The 23,092-nt window shown below is 38.9% G+C and carries 24 protein-coding genes and 1 pseudogene; 18 read left to right on the top strand and 7 right to left on the bottom strand.

The window, feature by feature from the left end; all coding sequences use genetic code 11:
• Window positions 1-115 precede the first annotated feature (115 nt).
• Window positions 116-931, bottom strand: coding sequence for a sulfurtransferase (locus tag AN486_RS09695; protein WP_053539181.1), 816 nt, complete (start codon window positions 929-931; stop codon window positions 116-118).
• Between the two features lie 118 nt (window positions 932-1,049).
• Here AN486_RS09695 and AN486_RS09690 point away from each other — a divergent pair, with 118 nt between their 5' ends.
• From AN486_RS09690 to AN486_RS09670, 5 genes are all read left to right on the top strand, one after another.
• A complete protein-coding gene (locus AN486_RS09690; protein WP_168637006.1) occupies window positions 1,050-1,973 on the top strand; it encodes an MnmC family methyltransferase in 924 nt (307 codons plus the stop codon).
• A gap of 69 nt (window positions 1,974-2,042) precedes the next feature.
• Window positions 2,043-3,398: a bifunctional UDP-N-acetylglucosamine diphosphorylase/glucosamine-1-phosphate N-acetyltransferase GlmU gene (gene glmU / locus AN486_RS09685; RefSeq protein WP_053539183.1), complete on the top strand. Its 1,356-nt coding sequence runs from the start codon at window positions 2,043-2,045 to the stop codon at window positions 3,396-3,398.
• 325 nt (window positions 3,399-3,723) lie between these two features.
• The gene (gene cobG, locus AN486_RS09680; protein ID WP_290600366.1) at window positions 3,724-5,181 is read left to right on the top strand and encodes a precorrin-3B synthase; all 1,458 of its coding nucleotides are present in this window, start codon (window positions 3,724-3,726) and stop codon (window positions 5,179-5,181) included.
• Window positions 5,182-5,188: 7 nt separating this feature from the next.
• Window positions 5,189-5,815, top strand: coding sequence for a precorrin-8X methylmutase (locus tag AN486_RS09675; protein WP_290600364.1), 627 nt, complete (start codon window positions 5,189-5,191; stop codon window positions 5,813-5,815).
• A complete protein-coding gene (locus tag AN486_RS09670) occupies window positions 5,815-6,522 on the top strand; it encodes a precorrin-2 C(20)-methyltransferase (protein ID WP_290600362.1) in 708 nt (235 codons plus the stop codon). The genes AN486_RS09675 and AN486_RS09670 overlap by 1 nt, the downstream gene beginning before the upstream one ends.
• 90 nt (window positions 6,523-6,612) lie before the next feature.
• Here the strand turns inward: AN486_RS09670 and AN486_RS09665 are convergent, their stop codons facing one another.
• Window positions 6,613-7,233, bottom strand: coding sequence for a (2Fe-2S) ferredoxin domain-containing protein (locus AN486_RS09665; RefSeq protein WP_053539186.1), 621 nt, complete (start codon window positions 7,231-7,233; stop codon window positions 6,613-6,615).
• 20 nt (window positions 7,234-7,253) lie between these two features.
• Window positions 7,254-7,511 carry an Asr1405/Asl0597 family protein gene (locus tag AN486_RS09660; RefSeq protein WP_053539187.1) on the bottom strand — a complete coding sequence of 86 codons (258 nt, stop codon included), beginning with the start codon at window positions 7,509-7,511 and terminating at the stop codon, window positions 7,254-7,256.
• 361 nt (window positions 7,512-7,872) lie between these two features.
• On the opposite strand from AN486_RS09660, the gene AN486_RS09655 reads away from it, so the two are divergent.
• The 10 genes and pseudogenes from AN486_RS09655 to AN486_RS09615 all read left to right on the top strand — a co-directional run bounded on the left by AN486_RS09655 (window position 7,873) and on the right by AN486_RS09615 (window position 16,505).
• Window positions 7,873-8,427, top strand: a complete 555-nt coding sequence (locus AN486_RS09655) for a Dps family protein (protein WP_027404961.1) — start codon at window positions 7,873-7,875, stop codon at window positions 8,425-8,427.
• Between the two features lie 530 nt (window positions 8,428-8,957).
• A complete protein-coding gene (carB, locus tag AN486_RS09650; protein WP_290600359.1) occupies window positions 8,958-12,212 on the top strand; it encodes a carbamoyl-phosphate synthase large subunit in 3,255 nt (1,084 codons plus the stop codon).
• A gap of 688 nt (window positions 12,213-12,900) precedes the next feature.
• Window positions 12,901-13,857 (top strand): RNA polymerase sigma factor, RpoD/SigA family, encoded by a 957-nt coding sequence (locus AN486_RS09645; RefSeq protein WP_053539191.1) that lies wholly within the window; start codon window positions 12,901-12,903, stop codon window positions 13,855-13,857.
• Between the two features lie 246 nt (window positions 13,858-14,103).
• Complete coding sequence (locus tag AN486_RS09640) at window positions 14,104-14,448, top strand: DUF760 domain-containing protein (protein WP_053539192.1); 345 nt, start codon at window positions 14,104-14,106, stop codon at window positions 14,446-14,448.
• A gap of 98 nt (window positions 14,449-14,546) precedes the next feature.
• Complete coding sequence (mutT, locus tag AN486_RS09635; protein WP_053539193.1) at window positions 14,547-14,975, top strand: 8-oxo-dGTP diphosphatase MutT; 429 nt, start codon at window positions 14,547-14,549, stop codon at window positions 14,973-14,975.
• Between the two features lie 23 nt (window positions 14,976-14,998).
• Window positions 14,999-15,085: pseudogene (locus tag AN486_RS26665) on the top strand (hypothetical protein); the annotation flags it as partial.
• A 133-nt stretch (window positions 15,086-15,218) separates the two neighbouring features.
• A complete protein-coding gene (locus AN486_RS09630) occupies window positions 15,219-15,452 on the top strand; it encodes a hypothetical protein (protein WP_027404956.1) in 234 nt (77 codons plus the stop codon).
• The gene (locus AN486_RS09625) at window positions 15,449-15,790 is read left to right on the top strand and encodes a type II toxin-antitoxin system PemK/MazF family toxin (protein WP_027404955.1); all 342 of its coding nucleotides are present in this window, start codon (window positions 15,449-15,451) and stop codon (window positions 15,788-15,790) included. The genes AN486_RS09630 and AN486_RS09625 overlap by 4 nt, the downstream gene beginning before the upstream one ends.
• A 96-nt stretch (window positions 15,791-15,886) precedes the next feature.
• Window positions 15,887-15,991, top strand: coding sequence for a DUF4351 domain-containing protein (locus AN486_RS09620; RefSeq protein ID WP_152540522.1), 105 nt, complete (start codon window positions 15,887-15,889; stop codon window positions 15,989-15,991).
• 358 nt (window positions 15,992-16,349) lie between these two features.
• Window positions 16,350-16,505 (top strand): DUF262 domain-containing protein, encoded by a 156-nt coding sequence (locus tag AN486_RS09615; RefSeq protein ID WP_233455576.1) that lies wholly within the window; start codon window positions 16,350-16,352, stop codon window positions 16,503-16,505.
• 210 nt (window positions 16,506-16,715) lie between these two features.
• Here AN486_RS09615 and AN486_RS09610 read toward each other — a convergent pair whose 3' ends face one another.
• From AN486_RS09610 to AN486_RS09595, 4 genes are all read right to left on the bottom strand, one after another.
• Window positions 16,716-17,456 carry an amino acid ABC transporter ATP-binding protein gene (locus AN486_RS09610; RefSeq protein WP_290600407.1) on the bottom strand — a complete coding sequence of 247 codons (741 nt, stop codon included), beginning with the start codon at window positions 17,454-17,456 and terminating at the stop codon, window positions 16,716-16,718.
• 207 nt (window positions 17,457-17,663) lie between these two features.
• Window positions 17,664-18,809 carry an amino acid ABC transporter permease gene (locus AN486_RS09605; RefSeq protein WP_290600405.1) on the bottom strand — a complete coding sequence of 382 codons (1,146 nt, stop codon included), beginning with the start codon at window positions 18,807-18,809 and terminating at the stop codon, window positions 17,664-17,666.
• A 77-nt stretch (window positions 18,810-18,886) separates the two neighbouring features.
• The gene (locus AN486_RS09600; protein WP_053539195.1) at window positions 18,887-19,813 is read right to left on the bottom strand and encodes an ABC transporter permease subunit; all 927 of its coding nucleotides are present in this window, start codon (window positions 19,811-19,813) and stop codon (window positions 18,887-18,889) included.
• Between the two features lie 38 nt (window positions 19,814-19,851).
• A complete protein-coding gene (locus tag AN486_RS09595; protein WP_168637012.1) occupies window positions 19,852-20,955 on the bottom strand; it encodes an amino acid ABC transporter substrate-binding protein in 1,104 nt (367 codons plus the stop codon).
• 261 nt (window positions 20,956-21,216) lie between these two features.
• On the opposite strand from AN486_RS09595, the gene grxC reads away from it, so the two are divergent.
• From grxC to AN486_RS09580, 3 genes are all read left to right on the top strand, one after another.
• Complete coding sequence (gene grxC / locus AN486_RS09590; RefSeq protein ID WP_290600358.1) at window positions 21,217-21,537, top strand: glutaredoxin 3; 321 nt, start codon at window positions 21,217-21,219, stop codon at window positions 21,535-21,537.
• Window positions 21,538-21,686: 149 nt separating this feature from the next.
• Window positions 21,687-22,127 (top strand): tRNA adenosine(34) deaminase TadA, encoded by a 441-nt coding sequence (gene tadA / locus AN486_RS09585; RefSeq protein ID WP_290600403.1) that lies wholly within the window; start codon window positions 21,687-21,689, stop codon window positions 22,125-22,127.
• Window positions 22,128-22,239: 112 nt separating this feature from the next.
• On the top strand, window positions 22,240-23,031 hold the full coding sequence (locus AN486_RS09580) for a 1-acyl-sn-glycerol-3-phosphate acyltransferase (protein WP_290600357.1): 792 nt from the start codon (window positions 22,240-22,242) through the stop codon (window positions 23,029-23,031).
• The last annotated feature ends 61 nt before the right edge of the window (window positions 23,032-23,092 follow it).

Genomic DNA, 23,092 nt, shown 5'->3' with positions numbered 1-23,092 from the left:
AGATTTAATCTAGCGTAGCTGACAACTAAAAATATAAAACCAGATCCCCGACTTCTAGGATTGATTCATCACTTATTGACATTATCAAAGAAGAAGTCGGGGATCTGAGAATTGACTAATAACTAATCCAATCACTCCAACTACCAGCGTAAAGTTTAGCGGTGGGAATTCCAGCTATGGCTAAAGAAAGTAAATTTACACAAGCTGTGACACCAGAACCACAATAAACTAAAATTTCTTTATTTGTATCTATATTTTGCCACCGTTGAGATTGTTCTAACTGGGGAATTACGCACCCAGAAGCGTCCGTTACTTCTTGCCAAGGATAATTAACAGCACCGGGAATATGTCCAGCAATTTTATCAATTGGTTCTTTTTCTCCTCGATAACGTTCTCCTTCCCTAGAGTCTATTAAAACCACACTTTGACTATCTTGGTGATTTTTGACATAAGTAAAATCTACAACTTTATCCGCTTGTAATTGGGGAATAAATGTTCCTCTTTCCGCAGTAGGAATAACATCTGTAATGGCATAACCCGCTTTTTGCCAGCGGTCAAAGCCGCCATCTAAAACAGCTACTTGTTCATGTCCTAAATACCGCAATAACCACCATAAACGAGAGGCAAAAGCCAAGCGAGAATCATCATAAGCCACTACTAAAGTTTTTTGGGAATTTACCCCAATTGCTGATAACTTTTCAGCTAATTCTGTGATATTTGGTAAAGGATGTCTGCCCCCATGTTCTTGCACAGGACTAGATAAATCTTGATTTAAGTCTAAATAATAAGAGCCTGGGATATGATTAGTTTGATACTGTTGTTTTCCTAATTGGCTATCAGCTAAAGAAAACCGACAATCAACAATCACAACTTGAGAATTATTGAGATTTTCAAACAGCCATTCTGGAGAAACAATAAATTGATTATTCATGGGTAATTGGTAATTGGTAATTGGTAATTGGTGAAAACTATTCTTCTTTCTTCTTTCTTCTTTCTCCTGACTGGGCGCAGGCCCTGCGCCCCTACCTCCTGACTCCTAAAATCCTAAAATGTTTACACCCCAACAAACGCAAGATGGTTCTTTTACCTTTTTTTCCACAGAGTTTAATGAAGCCTTTCATAGTCACTATGGAGCAAAACAGGAAAGTTTGCTGAAATTTGCGATTCCGACTCGATTACCAATATTAGCCGAAACAGGATTTGTGCGGCTGTTAGATATTTGTTATGGTCTAGGATACAACACAGCGGCAGCTTTACAGACAATTTGGCAAGTAAATCCTCGTTGCCATGTGGAATTGATTGGGTTAGAACTAAATCCCATTGTCCCCCAAGCGGCAATTAACCATCAGTTATTTAATGGTTGGGACGACAAATATATAAAAATTTTAACTCAAATAGCGTTTGAACATCAAATCCACATAGATTATTTGCAAGCTACTTTACTAATTGGTGATGCTAGAAACTTAATCCTCCAAGTACATGAATCAGGCTTTCAAGCAGATGCAATTTTTCTTGACCCTTTTTCACCTCCGCAATGTCCACAATTATGGACGGTGGAATTTATACAAAAAGTATCAGAATGCTTGCAGGAGAATGGGTTACTAGCTACTTATTCCTGTGCTGCGGCGGTACGGACTGCGCTGTTAGCTGCGGGTTTGGTTGTCAGTTCGACTCCACCGATAGGAAGACGGACTCCGGGGACTATTGCGGGACATCCTCAACATGAAGAGGAATCAACTATATCCTATTTGCCGCCTCTTTCCCAAACTGAAGCCGAACATTTATTAACTCGTGCTGCTATTCCTTATCGAGATCCTAATTTGAGTGATACTGCGGCAATGATACTCAACCGACGACAAGAAGAAATTCAAGTCTCTACATTGGAATCAAGTTCACAGTGGCGCAAAAGGTGGTTAAGATCGTCAACACCGCAGGAGATTTTGCCTGAACAGTCAACAGTTAGCAATGATTAACTGATATGATCTGGCGTGGAAGGAAGCAAATTAAAAAAGCATTTATCGCAAATTCACTGATATTTAATTATGGTTGTTGTAGCAATTCTCGCCGCTGGAAAAGGAACAAGAATGAAATCTAATCTACCCAAGGTTTTACATTGCTTGGGTGGAAGATCTTTAGTTGAACGCGTTATTGAAAGTGCTGAACCTCTTTCACCTGCCCGTAAGTTAGTGATTGTTGGTTATCAGTCCACAGAAGTAAAAACAGCTATGGATTCTATTTATGGTGTGGAATTTGTAGAACAGGCTGTACAATTAGGCACAGGTCATGCTATCCAACAATTACTTCCCCATTTAGAGGGTTATACTGGGGATTTATTGATTTTAAATGGTGATGTACCTTTGTTACGGACAGAAACTTTAAAAAACCTCTTACAAACTCACCAAGAAAATCAAAATTCCTGTACTATTCTGACTGCACAACTAGCAAATCCTCAAGGTTATGGTAGGGTTTTTCGGAATAGTGAGGGTATTGTCCAAAAAATAGTTGAGGATAAAGATTGTACTCCTAACCAAAGAGAAAATGATCGGGTAAATGCTGGTATTTACTGTTTTCATTGGCCTGATTTGGCTAAGATCTTACCAGATTTGCAAGCTAATAATTCTCAAAAAGAATATTACCTAACTGATGCTGTTACTCAAGTTGGTAAGGTAATGGCTGTAGATGTGAAAGATAATCAAGAAATTTTGGGAATTAATGATAGATTGCAATTAGCAACTGCTAATGATATTTTACAAAAACGGATTAAGGAAAAGTGGTTGTTAGCAGGTGTGACGTTAATTGATCCGGCAAGTATTACTATTGATGAAACGGTGGAATTACAGCCGGATGTGATTCTTGAACCGCAAACTCATTTGCGAGGAAGGACGGTGATTCAAGCTGGTAGTCGCATTGGTCCGGGAAGTTTAATTGAGAATAGTGAATTGGGTGAAAATGTCACGGTTCTCTATTCTGTAATTACAGATAGTGTGATTCAATCTCAAACTCGAATTGGACCTTACGCACATTTACGTGGTCACGCTGAGGTGGGTGTAGGTTGCAGAATTGGTAATTTTGTGGAGTTGAAAAATGCCCAATTAGGCGATCGCACTAATGTAGCACACTTATCGTATTTAGGCGATACCACAACCGGAACTCAGGTCAATGTCGGTGCGGGGACAATCACTGCTAATTATGACGGTGTGAAGAAACATAGAACAACTATAGGCGATCGCAGCAAAATCGGTTCTAATACTGTGTTAGTTGCACCTATTACTGTCGGTAATGATGTCTACATAGCCGCAGGTTCAACGGTGACAGAAGATGTCCCAGATGATTCTTTGGTAATTGCTAGAAGTCGTCAGGTGGTCAAACCAGATTGGAAAATGAAAACTGACAGTTAATATTTTCTAGGGTGCGTTGGTAAACGCACCTCTTCACAAAGAGACTTGATTAAATTTGTAAAGTATGGAATTAAACTCCTGCATTTGCACCTTTGCGCGAAACAAAATTCATGGATAATAGCCAAAAATACCATCTCATGGTAAGCTACTAAATCTTAGAGTTAGGAAACTTCGGTTCAATTCCGGGACTGTGCCGCAACTGTAAAGCAATTTAGAGATGATTGGAGTTTAACTAAAAATCCAAAATCCCAAGTTGAGTAAGTCAGAATGCTAACTCTCAAGTGTTCACTTCCGTTCTGTCTCTGCGTCACACAGAGAAGGAGTCATGATTTTGCAAATTCCATTTACCGCTTGTCCAGGATTATTTTACAACACAGCCGCCCAGGATGGTCTTCTTTATCGGTTGAGAATACCAGGGGGAATCATCAATTATAACCAATTTCAGGCGATCGCAGATATTGCTGATAATTATGGCAGTGGTTATATTGATATTACTAACCGCGCCAATATTCAAATTAGAGAAATTAAAAACAGCATAAATGTTGAGGTTCTGAAAAAATTACAAGCATTAGGTTTAGCCTCTACCAATGCCAAAATAGATCATATCCGCAACATCATGACCAATCCCACAGCGGGTATTGATGGTGAAGAATTACTAGATACTCGTCCCTTAGTGAAAGCCTGGGAACAATATATTACCGCACATTCTCAACTTTCCGAATTATCGGCAAAATTTAGCGTTTGCTTTGATGGTGGAGGCAAAGTTGCTGTAAAATATCAACCCAATGATATTATATTGGCAGCAGAAATAATTAACCGTAATGTATATTTGCGGTTATATCTCAGTTATGGAGAAAAAGGACAACCAGCACAGGATACAGGAATCTTATTCAAACCAGAAGAGACAACAACAGCTTTAGCAGCCTTAGCGCAAACTTACCTCAAACACATAGATACTAGAAACCGCCGCAAAATACGCTTACGAGAAATAATCAATAAGATCACAGTCAAAGAATATCTTCATCAAATCCAAGAAAACCTCAACTCAGATATATTGAACTTTACAAAAACTCCTCTCTGCGCCTCCGCGCCTCTGCGAGAAAAAACTCATATTGGTATTTATCCCCAACGCCAAACCGGATTATATTATATCGGCATAGTCTTACCCCTGGGAAGATTAGAAACTTCGCAAATTAGGGGTTTAGCTAATATTGCCAAAAGGTATGGCGATGATAATATCAGGTTAACACCTTGGCAAAACTTACTATTAACCGATATTCCCCAAAATCAAATTAGCGAAGTTGATCAACAAATTGCCAATTTAGGTTTAAACTCATCACCAACCAACATCAAAAGTTTCCTAGTAGCTTGTTCCGGTAAAAAGGGTTGTGCTGCTGCGGCCACAGAAACTAAAGATGATGCCATAAACTTGGCAAAATACCTAGAAAATCTGATGATTCTAGACTCACCTGTGAATATTCACTTTAGTGGTTGCAGTAAATCTTGCGCTCAACACACTCAAGCTGATATTACCTTACTTGGTATTATTACAGAAACCGCAAAAGCAACTTTTCCCGCTTATCAAGTGTATGTTCTTGGTCATTTACTTTATGAATATGTGACTATAGCGAAAATTCCGATTTTGATTCAAGAAATGCTGGCAGTGTATCAAAAACAACGTCTAAGTTTACACGAAACTTTTGGACAATTTATTGATCGTCATAGCCATCAATTAAATCAACTATTTAGCCAAACAACGCCCAACTTAACCTTTACAACCTGAAAATATCATGTTTGATTACATCCGTGATGGTAGCGAAATATATCGTAATTCCTTTAAAATTATTCGGTCAGAGTCCAATCTCGAAAGATTCCCTGAAGATGTAGCAAAAGTTGCTGTTCGCATGATTCATGCCTGTGGGATGACGGATATTGTCAATGACTTAGAATATTCATCTACAGCGGTAGAATCCGGGAAAAAAGCCCTAATTGCCGGCGCACCGATTTTGTGTGATTCTTACATGGTAGCCGAAGGTGTTACCAAAAAAAGATTACCCAAAAATAATAAAGTTCTTTGCACCCTCAATGATCCAGAAGTACCACAACTAGCCAAAAGATTAAGAAATACAAGGTCAGCAGCAGCTTTAGAATTCTGGCGTTTCCACATAGAAGGGGCAATTGTGGTGATTGGGAATGCACCTACAGCCCTATTTAGGTTATTAGAAATTCTAGACGAGGGAGTTCCTCGACCGGCGTTAATCTTGGGCTTTCCTGTTGGTTTCGTGGGTGCAGCCGAATCAAAAGCCGCATTAGCCGCAGATAGCCGCAACGTACCATTTTTAACTTTACATGGAAGACGGGGCGGAAGTGCGATCGCTGCTGCTGCTGTTAACGCCTTAGCTAGTGAGGAAGAATAATGAATAACGCTGGAGGTCGTCTTTATGGAATTGGTGTGGGACCTGGAGACCCTGAACTCATCACCTTAAAAGCCTTGCGTCTCCTCCGTTCTGCCCCAGTTATTGCTTATCAATCAGCAACAAATAAAGAAAGTATCGCCAGAAAAATTGTCTCTCCATACTTGGATAATAGTCAGATTGAGGTAGCCTTTCATCTTCCTCGCGCCTTAGAACCAGAAAAGGCTAAATCTATCTATGACCAAGAAACTCAACCCATTGCTGACCATTTAGCAGCAGGTCGGGATGTGGTAGTTATCTGTGAAGGAGATCCGTTTTTCTACGGCTCTTTCATGTATCTTTTTACCAGATTGGCTGGTAAGTATAAAACAGAAGTCGTCCCCGGAGTTTCCTCTCTCATGGCTTGTCCCGTGGCTTTAGGTTTACCATTTACCTATTACAATGATGTCCTCACGGTTTTACCTGCACCATTACCCAGAGAAGCCTTAATTAGCCAACTCCTAGCCACTGACGCGGCGGCTATTATGAAACTTGGTCGCCATTTTCTCAAGGTCAGGGATATTCTCCATGAATTAGGACTAGCTTCACGGGCTAGATACATTGAACGCGCTACAACTACACAACAGCGCATATTACCTCTTGACGAAGTTGACCCTCTTGATGTACCTTATTTCTCGATGATTATTATCCCTACTAAAAATAAGTTGTAGTTTTCAAGGAGTCACCGAGTCAGGCGCAAATTGTAAAGCCTGTAGGGGCGCAGGGAATGCGCCCTCAATCGTATTGCATCCTCAAGATAACTAAACTTTAACAAGAGTGTGTATATTTTCTGGCATATTTTTTGCTTTGTCCTGACTTTTATCAGAAAAATGCTTATCTATTAAAGCGGGAACTTGGACAGCTTGAATTTTACTATAACGAGTTTTATCGGGCATAACTAAATTAGGACCAGATTTACAGTTTTTCATACAGCCAGTACCTTTAATCGTGACTGAATTTTCTAACCCGCTGTTTATTAACTCCGACTCCAAAGCTTGACACAAAGCTTTACCACCACGCTTCATACAATCAGATTTTTGACAAACTAAAATTGTTTGTGTTTTAGCAGGTTTCGTCTTAATTTGATTCTGTGCTGCAACTATTCCCATATCGGAACTTGCAGCCATAACTCTTTCTGCTACGAGAGTTACCTGATCTTTTTTCGGATTATATTGTTTTGTCCCCACAACTTGCAGCCAGGTCCCTTTAGCTAACCGCAAATCAAAAGCACTCCGTAAATGCTTGGCTAATTTTATATAAAATTCACCCTCAGAAGTCCCTAATAACAATCCTCTCAGCTTATATCCATCCTTAATCACAAAATCTAGAAATCTGCCTTCAAAACAAAATTCTGTGACTGCTGAATTAGTAGATATATTCATTTTTCAACCTATTTTTCTCACTAAAATTTTTGGTAACGACAACGCCAACAATTTTCAAGATTCCCAATCAAGTCTTGACGAGAAGCAGTGAATTGTTGAATTACACTCCAAAGCTGAATAGCTGCGGCAGGGTTATTTATTTCTACGGTTAAGGGCTGATTAGTCTGACAAACACAAATTATATCTAATTCTTGTAAGCGTTGATAAACCTGCCAACGGTCTGCCCAATTTATATCAATAACGTGCTTTCTATCTGTGTCTGAACTGAAAGATTTCAAGCGAGTAGCCCTCAAAATGCCATAAAGTTGCAGTAAAACTAAAAACTCATCGTCTAAATTTGTGATTTAGTCGGAGTTTAGCCTCTTTTATTAGGATACACTAACTGCAAAATATTGTCATTAATTTTGAGAAAAAATCTCATTTTTTCTTTGTTGAGAGATATGCACACTTTGAGATTGAAGTCAAGATAAATACCAAATATATATCTTTAAGCACAGATATATGAAAAAAAATTGATACTTACGATTACTAATAATGCCAAAGTTTTTTAGATTTAGTAGCCTTGATTTTATTTTGAAAATGCTAATATGTGAGGAGTAAGCAGTTAAAAATCATAACTGTAAAAAAAAGAGGAGAACCATGTCTGATACGCAAACTATATTACACAACTTTGGTCAGGTTTATGACAATCCCGTCTTACTAGATCACAGTGTCACTGCGCCAGTTGTCGAAGGATTTAATGTCGTATTAGCTAGTTTTCAGGCATTATATTTACAATACCAAAAACATCATTTTGTGGTTGAAGGTGCAGAATTCAATTCACTGCATGAATTCTTTAACGCCAGCTACAAAGAAGTACAAGATCACATCCACGAAATTGGCGAGCGCTTAAATGGTTTGGGTGGCATCCCCGCAGCAAGTTTCACTAAATTAGCTGAATTATGCTGTTTTGAAACAGAAGTAGATGGCGTATTTTCTGCCCGAAAGATGGTAGAAAATGACCTAGTTGCCGAACAAGCATTAATTGGTGTAATTCGCCGCCAAGCTGCACAGGCTGAAAGTTTAGGCGATAGAGGTACACGCTATTTATACGAGAAAATTCTCTTAAAAACTGAAGAGAGAGCTTATCATCTAGCTCACTTTTTGGCTAAAGATAGTTTAACATTAGGTTTTGTGCAACGGGCTGAAAATTAAACTTTTGATAATCTCGATTCAACTAAATCAAGACTAAATAAATTTTAGTAATTGAGAATTTTACAAAATTAATAATTTTGGCAGAGAGGAGTAACCTATCCTTTCTGCCATTCTTTATATTAGGACTTAAAACCAATTATTTTTATTACATATATCTAACAATAAATTATCAAACGCAGATGAACGGAGATGAACGCAGATAAAGAAAGATAAATTAATTATCTGTGAAGTCTTATTGTTATAATCCATAACAATTAAATAAACTCAGAATTTAGACATAAAATTCTCTTGCTTTAATTTTTCAAACTCTTACCTTTGCGCCTTTGCGCCTTTGCGTGAGCTTAATTCATACTTAAATTATGCAACGCCGAGAAAAAACGTAAAAACCAGTACCAAAAATCCCCCATATCTATAAATCCTTCCCCTTACCGTCATCAAAACCCGGAAAAGTTAATAATGAATGGCATGATGAGGCGTAAAGACCCTTAAAATAGTCAAGATTTGTATTTTTGTAATCTAAGGTAAAAACTATGCCCCGTCGTCAAGACCTCAAAAAAATTCTCCTGTTAGGTTCAGGACCAATTGTGATTGGTCAAGCCTGTGAATTTGACTACTCTGGAACTCAAGCCTGTAAAGCCTTGCGAGAAGAAGGCTATGAAGTCGTGCTGGTGAACTCCAACCCAGCGACAATCATGACCGACCCGGAAACCGCCGACCGCACCTATATTGAACCGTTGACACCGGAAATAGTGGAAAAAGTCATTGCCAAAGAACGTCCAGATGCTTTATTGCCAACAATGGGAGGACAAACCGCCCTCAACTTGGCTGTAGCATTGGCGAAAAATGGCGTTTTGGAGAAATACAACGTCGAGTTAATTGGTGCAAAATTACCCGCAATTGAAAAAGCCGAAGACAGGAAACTGTTTAATGAAGCAATGGCTAAAATTGGGGTTGCAGTATGTCCCAGTGGTACAGCTTCTACTTTAGACGAATCAAAGGCGATCGCTCTCCAAATTGGCACATATCCTTTAATTATCCGTCCAGCCTTTACAATGGGGGGGACTGGTGGGGGTATCGCCTATAATCAAGAAGAATTTGAAGAAATGGCGCAAGTAGGGATTGACGCTAGTCCCGTTTCCCAAATTCTCATTGACCAATCTTTACTGGGTTGGAAAGAGTATGAATTAGAAGTAATGCGGGATTTAGCCGATAACGTCGTGATTATCTGTTCTATCGAAAATCTCGACCCTATGGGGATTCATACAGGGGATTCTATCACCGTCGCCCCCGCCCAAACCCTAACTGATAAAGAATATCAACGGTTACGGGATATGGCCATTAAAATTATCCGGGAAATTGGTGTAGAAACCGGCGGTTCTAATATTCAGTTTGCGGTAAATCCCGTGAATGGTGACGTAGTGGTAATTGAAATGAACCCCCGCGTCTCCCGCAGTTCGGCTTTATCTTCCAAAGCGACAGGGTTTCCCATTGCCAAAATCGCGGCGAAGTTAGCTGTGGGTTATACTTTGAATGAACTACAAAACGATATCACCAAAAAAACCCCCGCTTCCTTTGAACCGACAATTGATTATGTGGTTACGAAAATTCCCCGGTTTGCGTTTGAAAAATTCCCTGGTTCAGAAGCGATTTTAACTACCCAAATGAAGTCTGTAGGGGAAGCAATGGCTATTGGCCGGACATTTAACGAATCCTTTCAAAAAGCTTTGCGTTCTTTAGAAACCGGACGCGCTGGTTGGGGTTGTGATAAAGCCGAAAAATTGCCCAGTGGGGAACAAATTCGCGCTCAATTACGGACTCCTAACCCAGAACGCATCTTTTCTGTGCGTCATGCTATGCAGTTGGGAATGAGTAATGAAGAAATCTACGAACTAACGGCAATTGACCCTTGGTTTTTAGATAAATTACAAGAAATTCTAGAAATAGAAAAATTTCTCAAACGCACTCCTCTAAAACAGTTGACAAAAGCGCAAATGTATGATGTGAAAAGAAATGGATTTAGCGATCGCCAAATAGCTTATGCTACAAAAACCAAAGAAGACGAAGTTCGCACATATCGCAAACAGCTAGAAGTTATCCCCGTTTACAAAACCGTTGATACCTGTGCTGCTGAATTTGAAGCCCTGACTCCATATTACTATTCTACCTACGAAGAAGAAACGGAAGTATTACCAACAGATAAACCCAAGGTGATGATTTTGGGTGGTGGTCCAAACCGCATTGGTCAAGGAATTGAGTTTGATTATTGTTGTTGTCATGCTGCATATTCTCTACATGATGCCGGGTATGAAACAATCATGGTCAATTCTAACCCAGAAACTGTTTCTACAGATTACGATACCAGCGATCGCCTGTATTTTGAACCATTAACTAAAGAAGACGTTCTCAACATCATCGAAGCCGAAAACCCTGTGGGGATAATTGTCCAATTTGGTGGCCAAACACCATTAAAATTAGCCGTTCCTCTGCAAGAGTATTTACAAAAAGCTAATAGTATCACTCAGATTTGGGGAACATCTCCCGATTCTATAGATATGGCGGAAAATAGGGAACGGTTTGAAAAGATTCTGCAAGAATTAAATATCGCCCAACCACCTAATGGTATGGCGAGAAGCTATGAAGATGCTTTAATTGTTGCCAAGCGCATTGGCTATCCTGTAGTAGTCCGTCCTAGTTATGTATTGGGGGGAAGGGCGATGGAAATCGTTTATTCCGATACTGAATTAGAACGTTACATGACCTTTGCTGTGCAAGTAGAACCAGATCACCCGATTTTAATTGATAAATTCTTAGAAAACGCCATTGAAGTGGATGTAGATGCGATCGCCGATCATACTGGTAATGTCGTCATTGGTGGCATCATGGAACACATCGAACAAGCGGGGATTCACTCCGGTGACTCAGCTTGTTCCTTACCTTCCATTTCCCTCTCTCCCGCAGTCCTCAACCAAATCCGTTTATGGACAGTTCAACTAGCACAAGCTCTATCTGTAGTTGGGTTGATGAATATTCAATTTGCCGTAGTCGGTGCAAATGGCTATTCTCCCCAAGTGTATATTTTAGAAGCTAACCCCAGAGCATCACGGACTGTTCCCTTTGTATCTAAAGCTACAGGGGTACAATTAGCGAAACTTGCATCCTTAATTATGTCGGGGAAAACCTTAGAGGAAGTGAAATTTACCAAAGAAGTCATTCCCTCTCATATTGCTGTTAAAGAAGCGGTTTTACCATTTAGTAAGTTCCCTGGTACAGATACCATTTTGGGTCCAGAAATGCGCTCAACTGGCGAAGTAATGGGTATTGACAGCGATTTCGGTCGCGCCTTTGCCAAAGCAGAATTAGGCGCAGGGGAAAAATTACCGCTTCAAGGAACTGTATTTGTTTCCATGAGTGACAGAGACAAACCTCTCGCAGCAGATGTCATTAAGGAGTTTATTAAGTTAGGCTTTACAATCATGGCTACCCAAGGGACACGCCAAGTCTTGCAAGAACAAGGGTTAGAGGTAAAATCAGTTCTCAAACTCCATGAAGGTCGTCCTCATGTCCTGGATGCCATTAAAAATGGCAACATTCAACTGATCATCAACACACCTTCTGGAGAAGAAGCTCATGCCGATTCTAAGTTAATTCGTCGCACCGCATTAGGCTACAAAATCCCCATTATTACCACTATTGCAGGTGCTAGAGCCACAGCCGCAGCTATCCGTTCTCTGCAAAATACAACTTTGGATGTCAAGGTGATCCAAGAATACTGTCCAAGGAGTTAATTGTCTAAACTATGATTTTTGTGATTTTGATGATTTTTATGATTATTTGGCTAGTTTTTCGCATAAATCTATGATTTTTACGACAGATATATCATCTTAATTAAAAGAATCACAAGAATCATAGTTCAGACCTTTGATGATTTTTATGATGAATCCTGCGGATTTATCGGGAAAATCCCTCATATTAATCAAAATAATCAGAAAAATCATAGTTCAGACGTTTTCCTCATCTTCATCAAAATAATCCTAAAAATCATAGTCCGACATTATTAAGCAATTGTTACAAAAAAATCATTATCGTTATCATTGAGATATTTTAACAAATATGAGGAAGCTATTTTTCCGCTAGAGGATTAGCCGTTATTTAAGGAAATGTATGCCGTTCAGTAATTTCAGAGTCTGAGGTCATCTCACATTACTGCCGAAGTGCGGGTTTCCCTATAGTCAAATTATTCTCATAAATGTTACAATTATTAATATTCCCGAAAACACAAAAAATGTTTGACTTGCTACTGTGTATCTAACTATAGATACTTGTGGAAACAAGGAGACAGATGTAACGTTTGGCAGTGAAGTACCTAATTTACCCAAATATGGGCAACCTGAGTTTATCGGGTGCGACAAATCTCAAAACATTATTTCGTTAACGACCCTATCAGCAAACCCACCATTACCCAAGAGTAGCGCCATGAAGACCGCTCAATCAGCCACCGACCTCGTGCGGACTTACCTGCGTGAGATTGGCCGTGTGCCACTCCTCACCCACGAAGAAGAGATTTTTTATGGTAAACAGGTGCAACGATCTACTGCCTTGCATGAGATCCGGGAAGGTCTGGCTACCCAGTTAGGTCATGAACCAACTGTAGAAGAATGGGCAGCAGCCTCTGGTATAGAAGTATCAGAATTAAATCAAGCGATCGCTGTTGGTGAAATAGCCAAACGGAAAATGGTAGAAGCCAATCTCCGTTTAGTCGTGTCCGTTGCCAAAAAGTACATTAAACGTAATGTTGACTTACTTGATCTGATTCAAGAAGGCAGTATCGGAATGCAACGGGGTGTAGAAAAATTTGACCCTACCAAAGGGTACAGATTTTCTACCTATGCCTATTGGTGGATACGTCAAGCCATTACTCGGGCGATCGCCGAAAAAGCCCGGACTATTCGCTTGCCCATTCATATTACGGAAAAACTCAACAAAATTAAAAAAGCCCAGCGGCAACTATCCCAAGGTCTAGGACGTGCGCCCACAGTAGCGGAATTATCCCAAGAACTAGATTTAACACCCAAACAGGTGCGAGAGTACCTAGAAAAAGCCCGTCTACCATTATCTCTAGATTTACGTCTGGGAGATAACTATGACACTGAACTGGGAGAAATGCTAGAAGACACAGGGGCAACACCGGAAGATTTTGTCATGCAAACTTCCCTATCCTATGACTTAGAAAGAATGATGTCAGAACTCACACCCCAGCAAAAGGAAGTCATTAGTCTCCGCTTTGGTTTAGTAGATGGGCAATCCTTAACTTTGGCTAAAATTGGTGAAATCCTGAATATTAGCCGGGAACGAGTCCGCCAAATTGAACGTGAAGCCCTCAACAAACTTCGCAAATCTAAAGCAACTATGAATGAGTATCTTGCCAGTTAGTCAGTTGTTATCAGTTAATGGTCAGTTATTTTTTGCTTTGTGGGTGGAGTTTCCCCACCCATACTCACTCAATATGTGAAAAACACTCCCATTTTAGTACGGTTAAACCGACTCCCTCGAAAGGAATAAACTGTTAGATTGGTTGACATGAATTATATAATAGTCAACTAGATCGAATAAGCAATAACTACAAGTTATTCCAGTCACAAACACCGTCGTTAATAGTGGCAGTACAGGAGGTCAAACGTGAGTAACAAATCTAATCGAGTATCAGAATTTTTTAATAGTGAGTCGGAAACAAGTAATTTATTATGGCAATATGTTAAATCATTAAGTCCAGAAACAGTTAACCAATTATCTAAACCTACTTCTACGGAAGTTTTGCAGGTAATGGAACGGAATATTATCGGACTTTTAGGAAATCTCCCTTCTGAACAGTTCGGGATTACTATTTCTACTAGTCGGGAAAACTTGGGTCGCTTATTAGCATCAGCTATGATTAGTGGCTATTTTTTACGCAATGCAGAACAAAGAATGGGTTTTGATACAGTTATTCAAGGAACAGAAGCTAACAGTAGCGAAGTTGAATAGTATTTTTGTAGGAAAATTATCAAAATAAATATCAACTCAGTAGAGATATAATTAATCTACCGAGTTTTTTTTGTTATTTATTGATAATTGGTAATTATATGAATGAAAGTATTTCTATCCCTCATAAAATTATTGGTGTTGCTGTTATTTGGAATGACCAAAAACAGATATTAATTGATAGACGCTTACCTACAGGTGCAATGGGTGGTTTATGGGAATTTCCAGGGGGAAAAATTGAAATTGGTGAAACTATTCAAGAATGTATTAAACGAGAAATTGCTGAAGAATTAGGCATAGAAATTGCCGTTGGAGAACATCTAATTACTATTGATCATACTTACACTCATTTACGAGTAACTTTAACAGTCCATCATTCTCAGCATTTAGCGGGTGTTCCTCAAGCGATAGAATGCGATGAAATTCGTTGGGTGAGTTTGGATGAATTGGATAATTTTACTTTTCCAGAAGCGAATGGGGAAATTATTGCGGCTTTGAGGAAATATCACAATCAAAATCTGCAAAGTTAGAGTCATAAACTCAAGAGTTATCAGGTGAAAATTTAGATGAGCTTTCGGAAGCTATTTTGGATTTTTCACAACCTGATAATTTGGTAATTTGGATAGCCAATCAAAGTTAAAATGTTTTCTCACGCAAAGAGGAAAAGATATTTTTTATGAGTCGGTTTTAACCGACTTTTGCTTTTAGACAGGGAATTTATTCCCTGGCTGTCTTATATCTAGTATAATAGATAATGATTAGCGGTAAAAACTATGACTCAATTACTTGAAGAAGCCATTAAACAAATAAAGCAACTTCCTGAAACCGAACAAGATATAATTGCTAGACTCATTCTCAACGCTTTAGAAAATAATTTAGCTGAGAAAAATTTGTCTGTTATTGATGAAAGTCATACTTGGACAGAAGAAGACCAACTTGATATCACCTCTTTTTCTTTACAATATGCTGCTTCGATATTTCCAGAAAGTGAGGAAATAACACAGTGAAATTTAATCCTGGGGATGTGGTAACGGTTGATTTTCCTGGCGCTACAGGTATTAAACGCCGTCCGGCTGTAGTTTTATCATCTGTAATTTATCACGCAAATCGTCCTGATGTTATCATTGGATTAATTACTTCTCAAACAACTGCATTAGGTATTACTGACTATATACTTCAAGATTGGAATGAGGCTGGTTTACGAGTTGCGTCTATTTTTCGCAGTTATATTGTGACACTGCCACCTTCAGCTAATTTTAGTTTAATTGGTCATTTGTCAGAGCGTGATTGGCTTGGTGTTTGTAATTGTGTGAAAATATCTTTGGCCAAGTTAGATAGTTTATGAAAGTTTAGGGTTTTTCCCAAGCAAATACGCAAAATGTAAATGGACTGCCTCGGAATTGAACCGAGTTTTCTCCCTTTTGTATGCAAGCATAGATATATGACTCAAGAGTTATCAGGTGAAAATTTAGATGAGATTTCGGAAGCTATTTTGGATTTTTCACAACCTGATAATTTGGTAATTTGGATGGTGAATCAAAGTTAAAATATTTTCTCACGCAAAGAGGAAAAGATATTTTGGCTCTACCGTTCCCTTTATGTAAAACAACATTTATTGTAGGTTGGGTAGAACGAAGTGAAACCCAACATTAGCGGTAGGATAGTAAGGGGTGTTGGGTTTCGTCCCTCAACCCAACCTACAAAAATTAATATTCTTCTCCATAAGGGGAGCGGTAGAACCGATATTTTTTATGAGTCGGTTTTAACCGACCTTTGCTTTTAGACAGGGAATTTATTCCCTGGATATATTTGATGTTTAATTTTGTTACGCTATCTTGTGCTATTTATACAAGATTCTTTTATACTAAAAGCATAACTATCGAGTAAATCAGAGTACATTAACCATGCAAGCATCAGAAACTAAGCTGCAAGAGATTATTGAAGGTAATAAACAGTATGTTGTTCCCTTGTTTCAGAGAGCCTACAGTTGGAAAAAATCTCAGTGGGAATCTCTATGGAATGATCACATTTATTCTTTTATAGTACAAATATACTTGTAAATCCTGTAAACAATTTTTATAAATGTAAGTTTAGATACCATATATACGGTTAGCCTAGCGATGTCTATGGGTAAAGAATATTATCAAATCTTCCCAATATTTGGACATCGTTAAACCTGCATTTAGATCCCCGACTTCTTTGATAAATTATCATTATTTACAAAAGATTAAATTAAGAAGTCGGGGATCTTTAGCCTGAATTGAATCACCCTAGAGAATTTGGGATAAAAATTTCCTGGTTCTTTCTTCTTTGGGATTAGTAAAAAAGGTGTCGGGGGTAGAAGATTCAACTAACAAACCGCTATCCATTAGCACTACTCTATCAGCAACTTCTCGCGCAAATCCGACTTCATGGGTAACAATTACCATTGTCATTCCGTCATTAGCGAGGTTTCGCATTACGTCCAAAACTTCTCTTACCATTTCTGGATCTAATGCTGATGTTGGTTCATCAAATAACATGATTTTCGGTTGCATTGCTAATGCACGCGCTATGGCTACTCGTTGTTGTTGTCCACCAGATAATTGTCCTGGATATTTTTGTGCTTGTGCTAAAATTCCCACTCTTTCTAATAATTGCATTGCTAATTCTTCCGCTTTAACTTTGGATATTTTGCGGACATATATTGGTGCTAAGGTGATATTTTGTAAAACTGTTAAATGGGGAAATAAATTAAATTGCTGAAATACCATTCCCACTTCTCGACGAATTGTTTCAATATTTCTTAAATCATGACTGAGGGTAATCCCGTCAATGGTAATAGTTCCTTGTTGATATTCTTCTAAGGCGTTAAATGTTCTAATAAAGGTTGATTTTCCTGAACCGGATGGTCCCATTAAAACAACCACTTCTCCTCGTTCTACGGTTAAACTGACACCTTGGAGGGCGTGAAATTTGCCATACCATTTGTGAACATCTTCGGCAATAATTATCGGGTTTGATTCTGTCATATATTCCTTTTGTGTCATACAAGTTATATTTAAATATTTAAGAATGTTGGGTTTCCTTACGTCAACCCAACCTACGGGTAATTGGTGATAAAATCATTGTTTTTCATCCTGTTCATCTTTTCATCCTGGGTATCCTGATTCTGTCATATATTCCTTTTGTGTAGGTTAAAATTTTAAGAATGTTGGGTTTCCTTACGTCAACCCAACCTACGATGTTAATTGTTTTTCTAAGTTTTTAGCAGCTAAGGACATTGAATAACAAAATACCCAATAAATCAAACCGATAAATAAATATACTTCTGCATATCTTCCTAAAAATTGCGGTTGTGCTAATATGGAACGCGCTATTCCTGTTAATTCTACTAATCCTACTAATGATAAAAGAGAAGTATCTTTAAATAAACCAATAAATTGACCAACAATTGCGGGAATAACTGCACGTAAGGCTTGGGGTAATATGACTAATATGAGTAATAAAGGTGTATTTAATCCTAATGCTTTTCCTGCTTCTATTTGTCCTCTGGGAATTGCTTGTAGTCCGCCACGTACGTTTTCAGCCATGTATGCTGCACTAAATAATATTAATCCGGTAGTACCTCTGAGTAATCTATCTAAACGTAAATCTGCTGGTAAAAATAAGGGTAACATGACTTGGGCTAAAAATAGAATCCCAATTAAGGGTAATCCTCTAACAATTTCAATATAAAGAATAGAAAACCACCGCACTACGGGTAAATTGCTGGTTCTTCCTAATGCGAGGAAAACTCCTATGGGGAAGGAAAGGACAATACTAATTATTGCCATTAATAGGGTAAGTAATAAACCATTCCATAAGTTTGTAGATACAGGTTGTAATCCTAAACCACCACCAATTAACCAGATAATTAGGGGACAAGATAATAACCAAGTTAGCGAAAGCCAAGGTGTAATGATTTTAGTAGATTTCTGACCAATTATCAAACCTACAACTATTAAACCTGTAATTAATAATAACCATAAACGGCTTGTTAATGGTATGGGGAAAATAAACCATAAAGTCCCCATCATCACAACAGCAATCAAAGAATTGCGGTTTGTGAATATTGCTTTCTTGGTAAATGCACTCGCTGTAATTGCGGTTAAAGTTGTAGATATTCCCAAAACAACCCAAATCCGCCAATATAAACTTTGGGGAAATCTTCCTACTAAAAATAAATGTAAATTAACTTGGATTACTTGCCATTGTGCTTTGGTAATTAACCAAATTGCAAATCCTTGAACTAACCAAAATAGAAATATAAAACAAACAACAGTTAGTAAACTATTGTACCAATTATTAAAAAGATTTTTTCTGAGCCAACTAAGTTTAATCATCATAAAAATGTGAGACTGCATAGAATAATCATCACCCGTATTCATCCGCGTTTATCCGCGTTTATCTGCGTTCAACATTATCTTTCCTTAATTTGCACAGAACGATTAAATAAATTCATAGTTAGAGAAATTATCAAACTCAAAGTCAGATAAGTAATCATAATTAACAGCATCACTTCTACAGCTTTCCCAGTTTGGTTAAAAGTGGTAGAAGCTACGAAATAAATATCAGGATAACCGATAGCGATCGCTAAACTGGAATTTTTGGTTAAATTGAGATATTGACTAGTTAATGGGGGAATAATCACCCGCAAAGCTTGGGGAAAAATAACCAATCGCATTGCTAAACCTGGGTTTAACCCCAAGGATTTGGCTGCTTCTAGTTGTCCTGTCGGGACTGATTGAATTCCCCCGCGCACAATTTCCGCAATAAACGCACCTGTGTAAAAAGTTAACCCCAATAATAAACTAGAAAATTCTGGAGACAAGGTAAACCAAGGAAGTTCAATTCCGTTTTGGCTAAAATTAGCAAAACCCAAAAAGGAAATTTTATTTTCGGCTTTGGGAAAACTCAAGAAAACTGCAAAATACCAAAATAGCAATTGCAATAATAATGGAGTATTCCGAAAAACCTCTACATAGATAACCGTAATATTTCTTACTAACCAATTATCTGATAATCTTGCAATTCCCGCAGTAATTCCCACAATTGTGGTGAGGAAAATTCCCATTATTGCTATTCTTAGAGAATTAACTAATCCCACTAATAAAGCATAATTATAAGCATCCGTTGGTTTGTAGTTAATGAGAGTTTCCCCAATATCAAAAGATGCCTGTTGCTTGAGAAAATTAAATCCAAATTGAATTCCTAATTGCTGTAAATTTCGGCTGACATTCCCCCAGAATATAAAAACTATAACTACTGCTAAAAATACAAAAATTAGCTGTATAGCATTTTGCCAAAAGCGATTATCACGCCAGAAAGGAGGTTTTGAATTAGTCATTGGTCAGTTGTTAATAGTAAGAAATTTCTCTTGCTTCCTTAGCGGAAAGGTGGAGAATAGAGTAATCCTCCTTTTGTGGAAATTTGATTTTGTCCCCGGGGGAGATTTAGTTTTGTTTTTGCTCCCAAATTGCGATCATAAATTTCGCCATAGTTACCAACGTGCTTGATAATTTTGGCAGCAAAATCCTTTGTTAAACCAATTCCTTCGCCCAGGTTTCCTTCTGTTCCTAAAAAACGTTTGATATCGGGATCTTTACTATTAGCAAACGCGGCTAAATTTTGAGAATTAATGCCTAATTCTTCTGCTTTCACCAAAGCATAAACAGTCCATGTGACTATATCACTCCACTTGGTGTCACCCTTAGCAACTGCTGGCGCTAGAGGTTCAGAAGAAAGAACATCATCTAAAATGATATTATCTTCTGGTTTAGGTAAGGTTGTCCGTCGAGAAACCAGTGCAGAACGGTCTGTAGTTACAGCATCACAACGTCCTTCTGCATAAGTGGCAAAGGTGATATTCACATCTTCAAAAACAACGGGTTTATAAGTAATTCCCCGTTTCCGCATTTGGTCTGCTAAATTTTGTTCAGTAGTAGTTCCAGTTTGCACACAAATAGCTTTGTCTTTCAGGTCTTTGATAGATTTAATATTGCTATTTTTACGCACCATGACGGCTTGACCATCATAAAATACCACAGGTGCGAAATCTAAACCTTGGGAAGTTGCACGGCTAAAAGTCCAGCTAGTATTGCGACTGAGAATATCTACTTCTCCAGTTTGCAAAGCTGTAAATCGCTCCTTAGTGTTGAGATTGCGATATTCTACCGCATCTGGATTATCAAATACTGCTGCTGCAACAGCCCGACAAATATCAACGTCAATGCCGCTATATTTGCCGTCAGTGCCGACAAAACTAAATCCTGGTAGTTCACCGCTAACGCCACAAACAAGCTGTCCACGGCTTTTAATGCGATTCCAGAGAACGCGAGTAACTTGTCCTTGGGGGGTGCTGTCGGGATTTTGTGTGTTGGGATTATTTTGTGGTTGATCATTACAGGCGCTCAGAATTATGATTAAAGGGGCGATCGCTAAAGGCATCCCTATCCCCTGTAAAATTACAGATAATTTACTAAATTTCATAATTGTTTTTCCCAAGAATCTTCTTTGGATGTTTCCACATAATTGAAACATTTATTGATACTCGTGGCAAATATATCTTCTTAGGAGAGCAAAATTAAACATTTTGAAAATACCTAAACCCGTGAATTACATAGGGGCAAACCCCCTATAGTTGCCCCAAATACCGGGGTAGGCACGGGGGCGCTACCCCTACATCAAATTCAAATCTTTTATATAATCAATTTTACCGACCTACCTACAAAAAACCTCTTAATTAAGAATATGCTAAATTTTCTCAACTCTCTTCTCGGTCGCCACCCAGAGCAAATCAAAGCCAATGTTGAAATTTATACTTGGCAAACTTGCCCCTACTGCATTCGCGCTAAAATGCTACTATCATGGAAAGGTGTTAATTTCACCGAATACAAAATTGACGGTGACGAAACAGCTAGAACAATCATGGCAGAACGCGCCGACGGTCGCCGTAGCGTCCCCCAAATTTTTATTAATAATCAGCATATTGGTGGTTGTGATGACCTGTATCAATTAGATGCAAAAGCTCAACTTGACCCTCTGTTATGTCAGGTTGCGGGTAATGGGTAATTGGTAATTTTCCTCTTCCTCTTCTTCCTTCGTGTCCTTCGTGCCTTTGTGGTTCGTTAACTCCTGACTCCTGGGCGCAGGCCCTGCGCCCCTACCCACTTCTTCCTCTAATGCTGGAACACCCAGAATATTTACAACATCGAAAATGGATGAATCACGCCCTGGAATTGGCACGGGTGGCGGGTGATGCTGGTGAAGTTCCTGTGGGGGCTGTAATTGTTGACATAGATAATAAATTGGTTGCTGTGGGTGAAAATCGCAAAGAGCGAGATCAAGATCCGACTGCACACGCAGAAATTATGGCGATTCGGGCTGCTAGTCAAATTTCACAAAGTTGGCGCTTGCATCAATGCACTTTATATGTCACTCTAGAACCCTGTCCGATGTGTGCCGGTGCTATAGTTCATGCCCGATTGGGAAAATTGATCTATGGCGTGGACGATACCAAAACTGGCGCAATTCGTACTGTTATTAACATCCCTGATCATCCAGCCTCTAATCACCGTCTGAAAGTGCTAGGAGGTATTCTAGAATCAGACTGTCGAGAACAATTACAAAATTGGTTTGCTACCCAACGTCAACAAAAATAACAGACACAGATAAAACTGTCCAAATGGGAAAACACAAGTTACCCAAGAAAATCTACGGTGGACATAATCAAGTTGGTGTCATCTTTTATTAGCCAAAAAATCAGCCACCGTTATGATCAAATCATACTTTGCTTCTACCAACCGCCATTCTCAAACTAAAAATACGCCTGTAAATCCTCACCTCGACTCCGCTCGGCGACCTTCGGTGCTTCAGAATACCTCGCGGGTTTCGCCTTGGTTAATCCGTGTTGCTTATCTTCTAGGACACTACATGGTTTTGCCATCTTTCTTTGGGCATATTAAGGTGACTGGAAGAGAAAATATTCCTAAAAGTGGACCAGTAATTCTGGCACCTACCCATCGTTCCCGGTGGGATTCTTTGGTTTTGCCCTATGCTACTGGTCGTTGTGTGACGGGTAGAGATATGCGATTTATGGTAACGAGTAATGAATGTCAGGGGTTGCAAGGTTGGTTTGTGCTGCGAATGGGGGGTTTTTCTGTAAATATTGAACGTCCGGCGATCGCAACTCTCCGGCATACGGTAGAGTTAATGCAGCAGGGGGAAATGTTAGTTATTTATCCCGAAGGTGGCATTCATCGTGATGGTCAACTTCATCCCCTGAAACCAGGAATCGCTCGTTTAGCTGTGACTGCTGAATCTAGTTATCCAGGATTAGATATTAAAGTTATTCCTGTCGGTATCCATTACAGTGAACCCTATCCTCATTGGGGTACTGATGTGAATGTTCATATTGGTGAACCTATTAAAGCCGCAGATTATATGAATGGTAATTTAAAGCAAGAGGCCAAAAGGCTGACAGCAGATTTAACCCATAAATTAAAACAATTAAGTCATCAAGAAGTGGAAATTAGCGATCGCATCTTCATAGAAATTCATAATTGAGAGGAGTTCAGGAGTTCAGAAGGAAGAAATTTCTCCCCTACTCCCCCTACTCCACCTACTC

The organism is Anabaena sp. AL93, from assembly GCF_001672085.1.
GTDB lineage: Bacteria > Cyanobacteriota > Cyanobacteriia > Cyanobacteriales > Nostocaceae > Dolichospermum > Dolichospermum heterosporum.
The sequence above is the reverse complement of the archived record's forward strand: the minus strand, read 5'-3'. Positions and strand labels throughout refer to the sequence as shown.

Bases quoted from the DNA above. Each gene is read 5' to 3' on its own strand.
- AN486_RS09630 (WP_027404956.1), top strand. From the start codon at position 15,219: ATGACTCAATTACTTGAAGAAGCCATTAAACAAATAAAGCAACTTCCT.
- AN486_RS09610 (WP_290600407.1), bottom strand. From the start codon at position 17,456: ATGACAGAATCAAACCCGATAATTATTGCCGAAGATGTTCACAAATGG.
- AN486_RS09595 (WP_168637012.1), bottom strand. From the start codon at position 20,955: ATGAAATTTAGTAAATTATCTGTAATTTTACAGGGGATAGGGATGCCT.
- AN486_RS09605 (WP_290600405.1), bottom strand. From the start codon at position 18,809: ATGATTAAACTTAGTTGGCTCAGAAAAAATCTTTTTAATAATTGGTAC.
- AN486_RS09615 (WP_233455576.1), top strand. From the start codon at position 16,350: ATGCAAGCATCAGAAACTAAGCTGCAAGAGATTATTGAAGGTAATAAA.
- tadA (WP_290600403.1), top strand. From the start codon at position 21,687: ATGAATCACGCCCTGGAATTGGCACGGGTGGCGGGTGATGCTGGTGAA.
- AN486_RS09695 (WP_053539181.1), bottom strand. From the start codon at position 931: ATGAATAATCAATTTATTGTTTCTCCAGAATGGCTGTTTGAAAATCTC.
- AN486_RS09580 (WP_290600357.1), top strand. From the start codon at position 22,240: ATGATCAAATCATACTTTGCTTCTACCAACCGCCATTCTCAAACTAAA.
- cobG (WP_290600366.1), top strand. From the start codon at position 3,724: ATGATTTTGCAAATTCCATTTACCGCTTGTCCAGGATTATTTTACAAC.
- AN486_RS09655 (WP_027404961.1), top strand. From the start codon at position 7,873: ATGTCTGATACGCAAACTATATTACACAACTTTGGTCAGGTTTATGAC.
- AN486_RS09645 (WP_053539191.1), top strand. From the start codon at position 12,901: ATGAAGACCGCTCAATCAGCCACCGACCTCGTGCGGACTTACCTGCGT.
- AN486_RS09670 (WP_290600362.1), top strand. From the start codon at position 5,815: ATGAATAACGCTGGAGGTCGTCTTTATGGAATTGGTGTGGGACCTGGA.
- AN486_RS09690 (WP_168637006.1), top strand. From the start codon at position 1,050: ATGTTTACACCCCAACAAACGCAAGATGGTTCTTTTACCTTTTTTTCC.
- AN486_RS09665 (WP_053539186.1), bottom strand. From the start codon at position 7,233: ATGAATATATCTACTAATTCAGCAGTCACAGAATTTTGTTTTGAAGGC.
- glmU (WP_053539183.1), top strand. From the start codon at position 2,043: ATGGTTGTTGTAGCAATTCTCGCCGCTGGAAAAGGAACAAGAATGAAA.
- AN486_RS09600 (WP_053539195.1), bottom strand. From the start codon at position 19,813: ATGACTAATTCAAAACCTCCTTTCTGGCGTGATAATCGCTTTTGGCAA.
- AN486_RS09620 (WP_152540522.1), top strand. From the start codon at position 15,887: ATGACTCAAGAGTTATCAGGTGAAAATTTAGATGAGATTTCGGAAGCT.
- AN486_RS09675 (WP_290600364.1), top strand. From the start codon at position 5,189: ATGTTTGATTACATCCGTGATGGTAGCGAAATATATCGTAATTCCTTT.
- carB (WP_290600359.1), top strand. From the start codon at position 8,958: ATGCCCCGTCGTCAAGACCTCAAAAAAATTCTCCTGTTAGGTTCAGGA.
- grxC (WP_290600358.1), top strand. From the start codon at position 21,217: ATGCTAAATTTTCTCAACTCTCTTCTCGGTCGCCACCCAGAGCAAATC.
- mutT (WP_053539193.1), top strand. From the start codon at position 14,547: ATGAATGAAAGTATTTCTATCCCTCATAAAATTATTGGTGTTGCTGTT.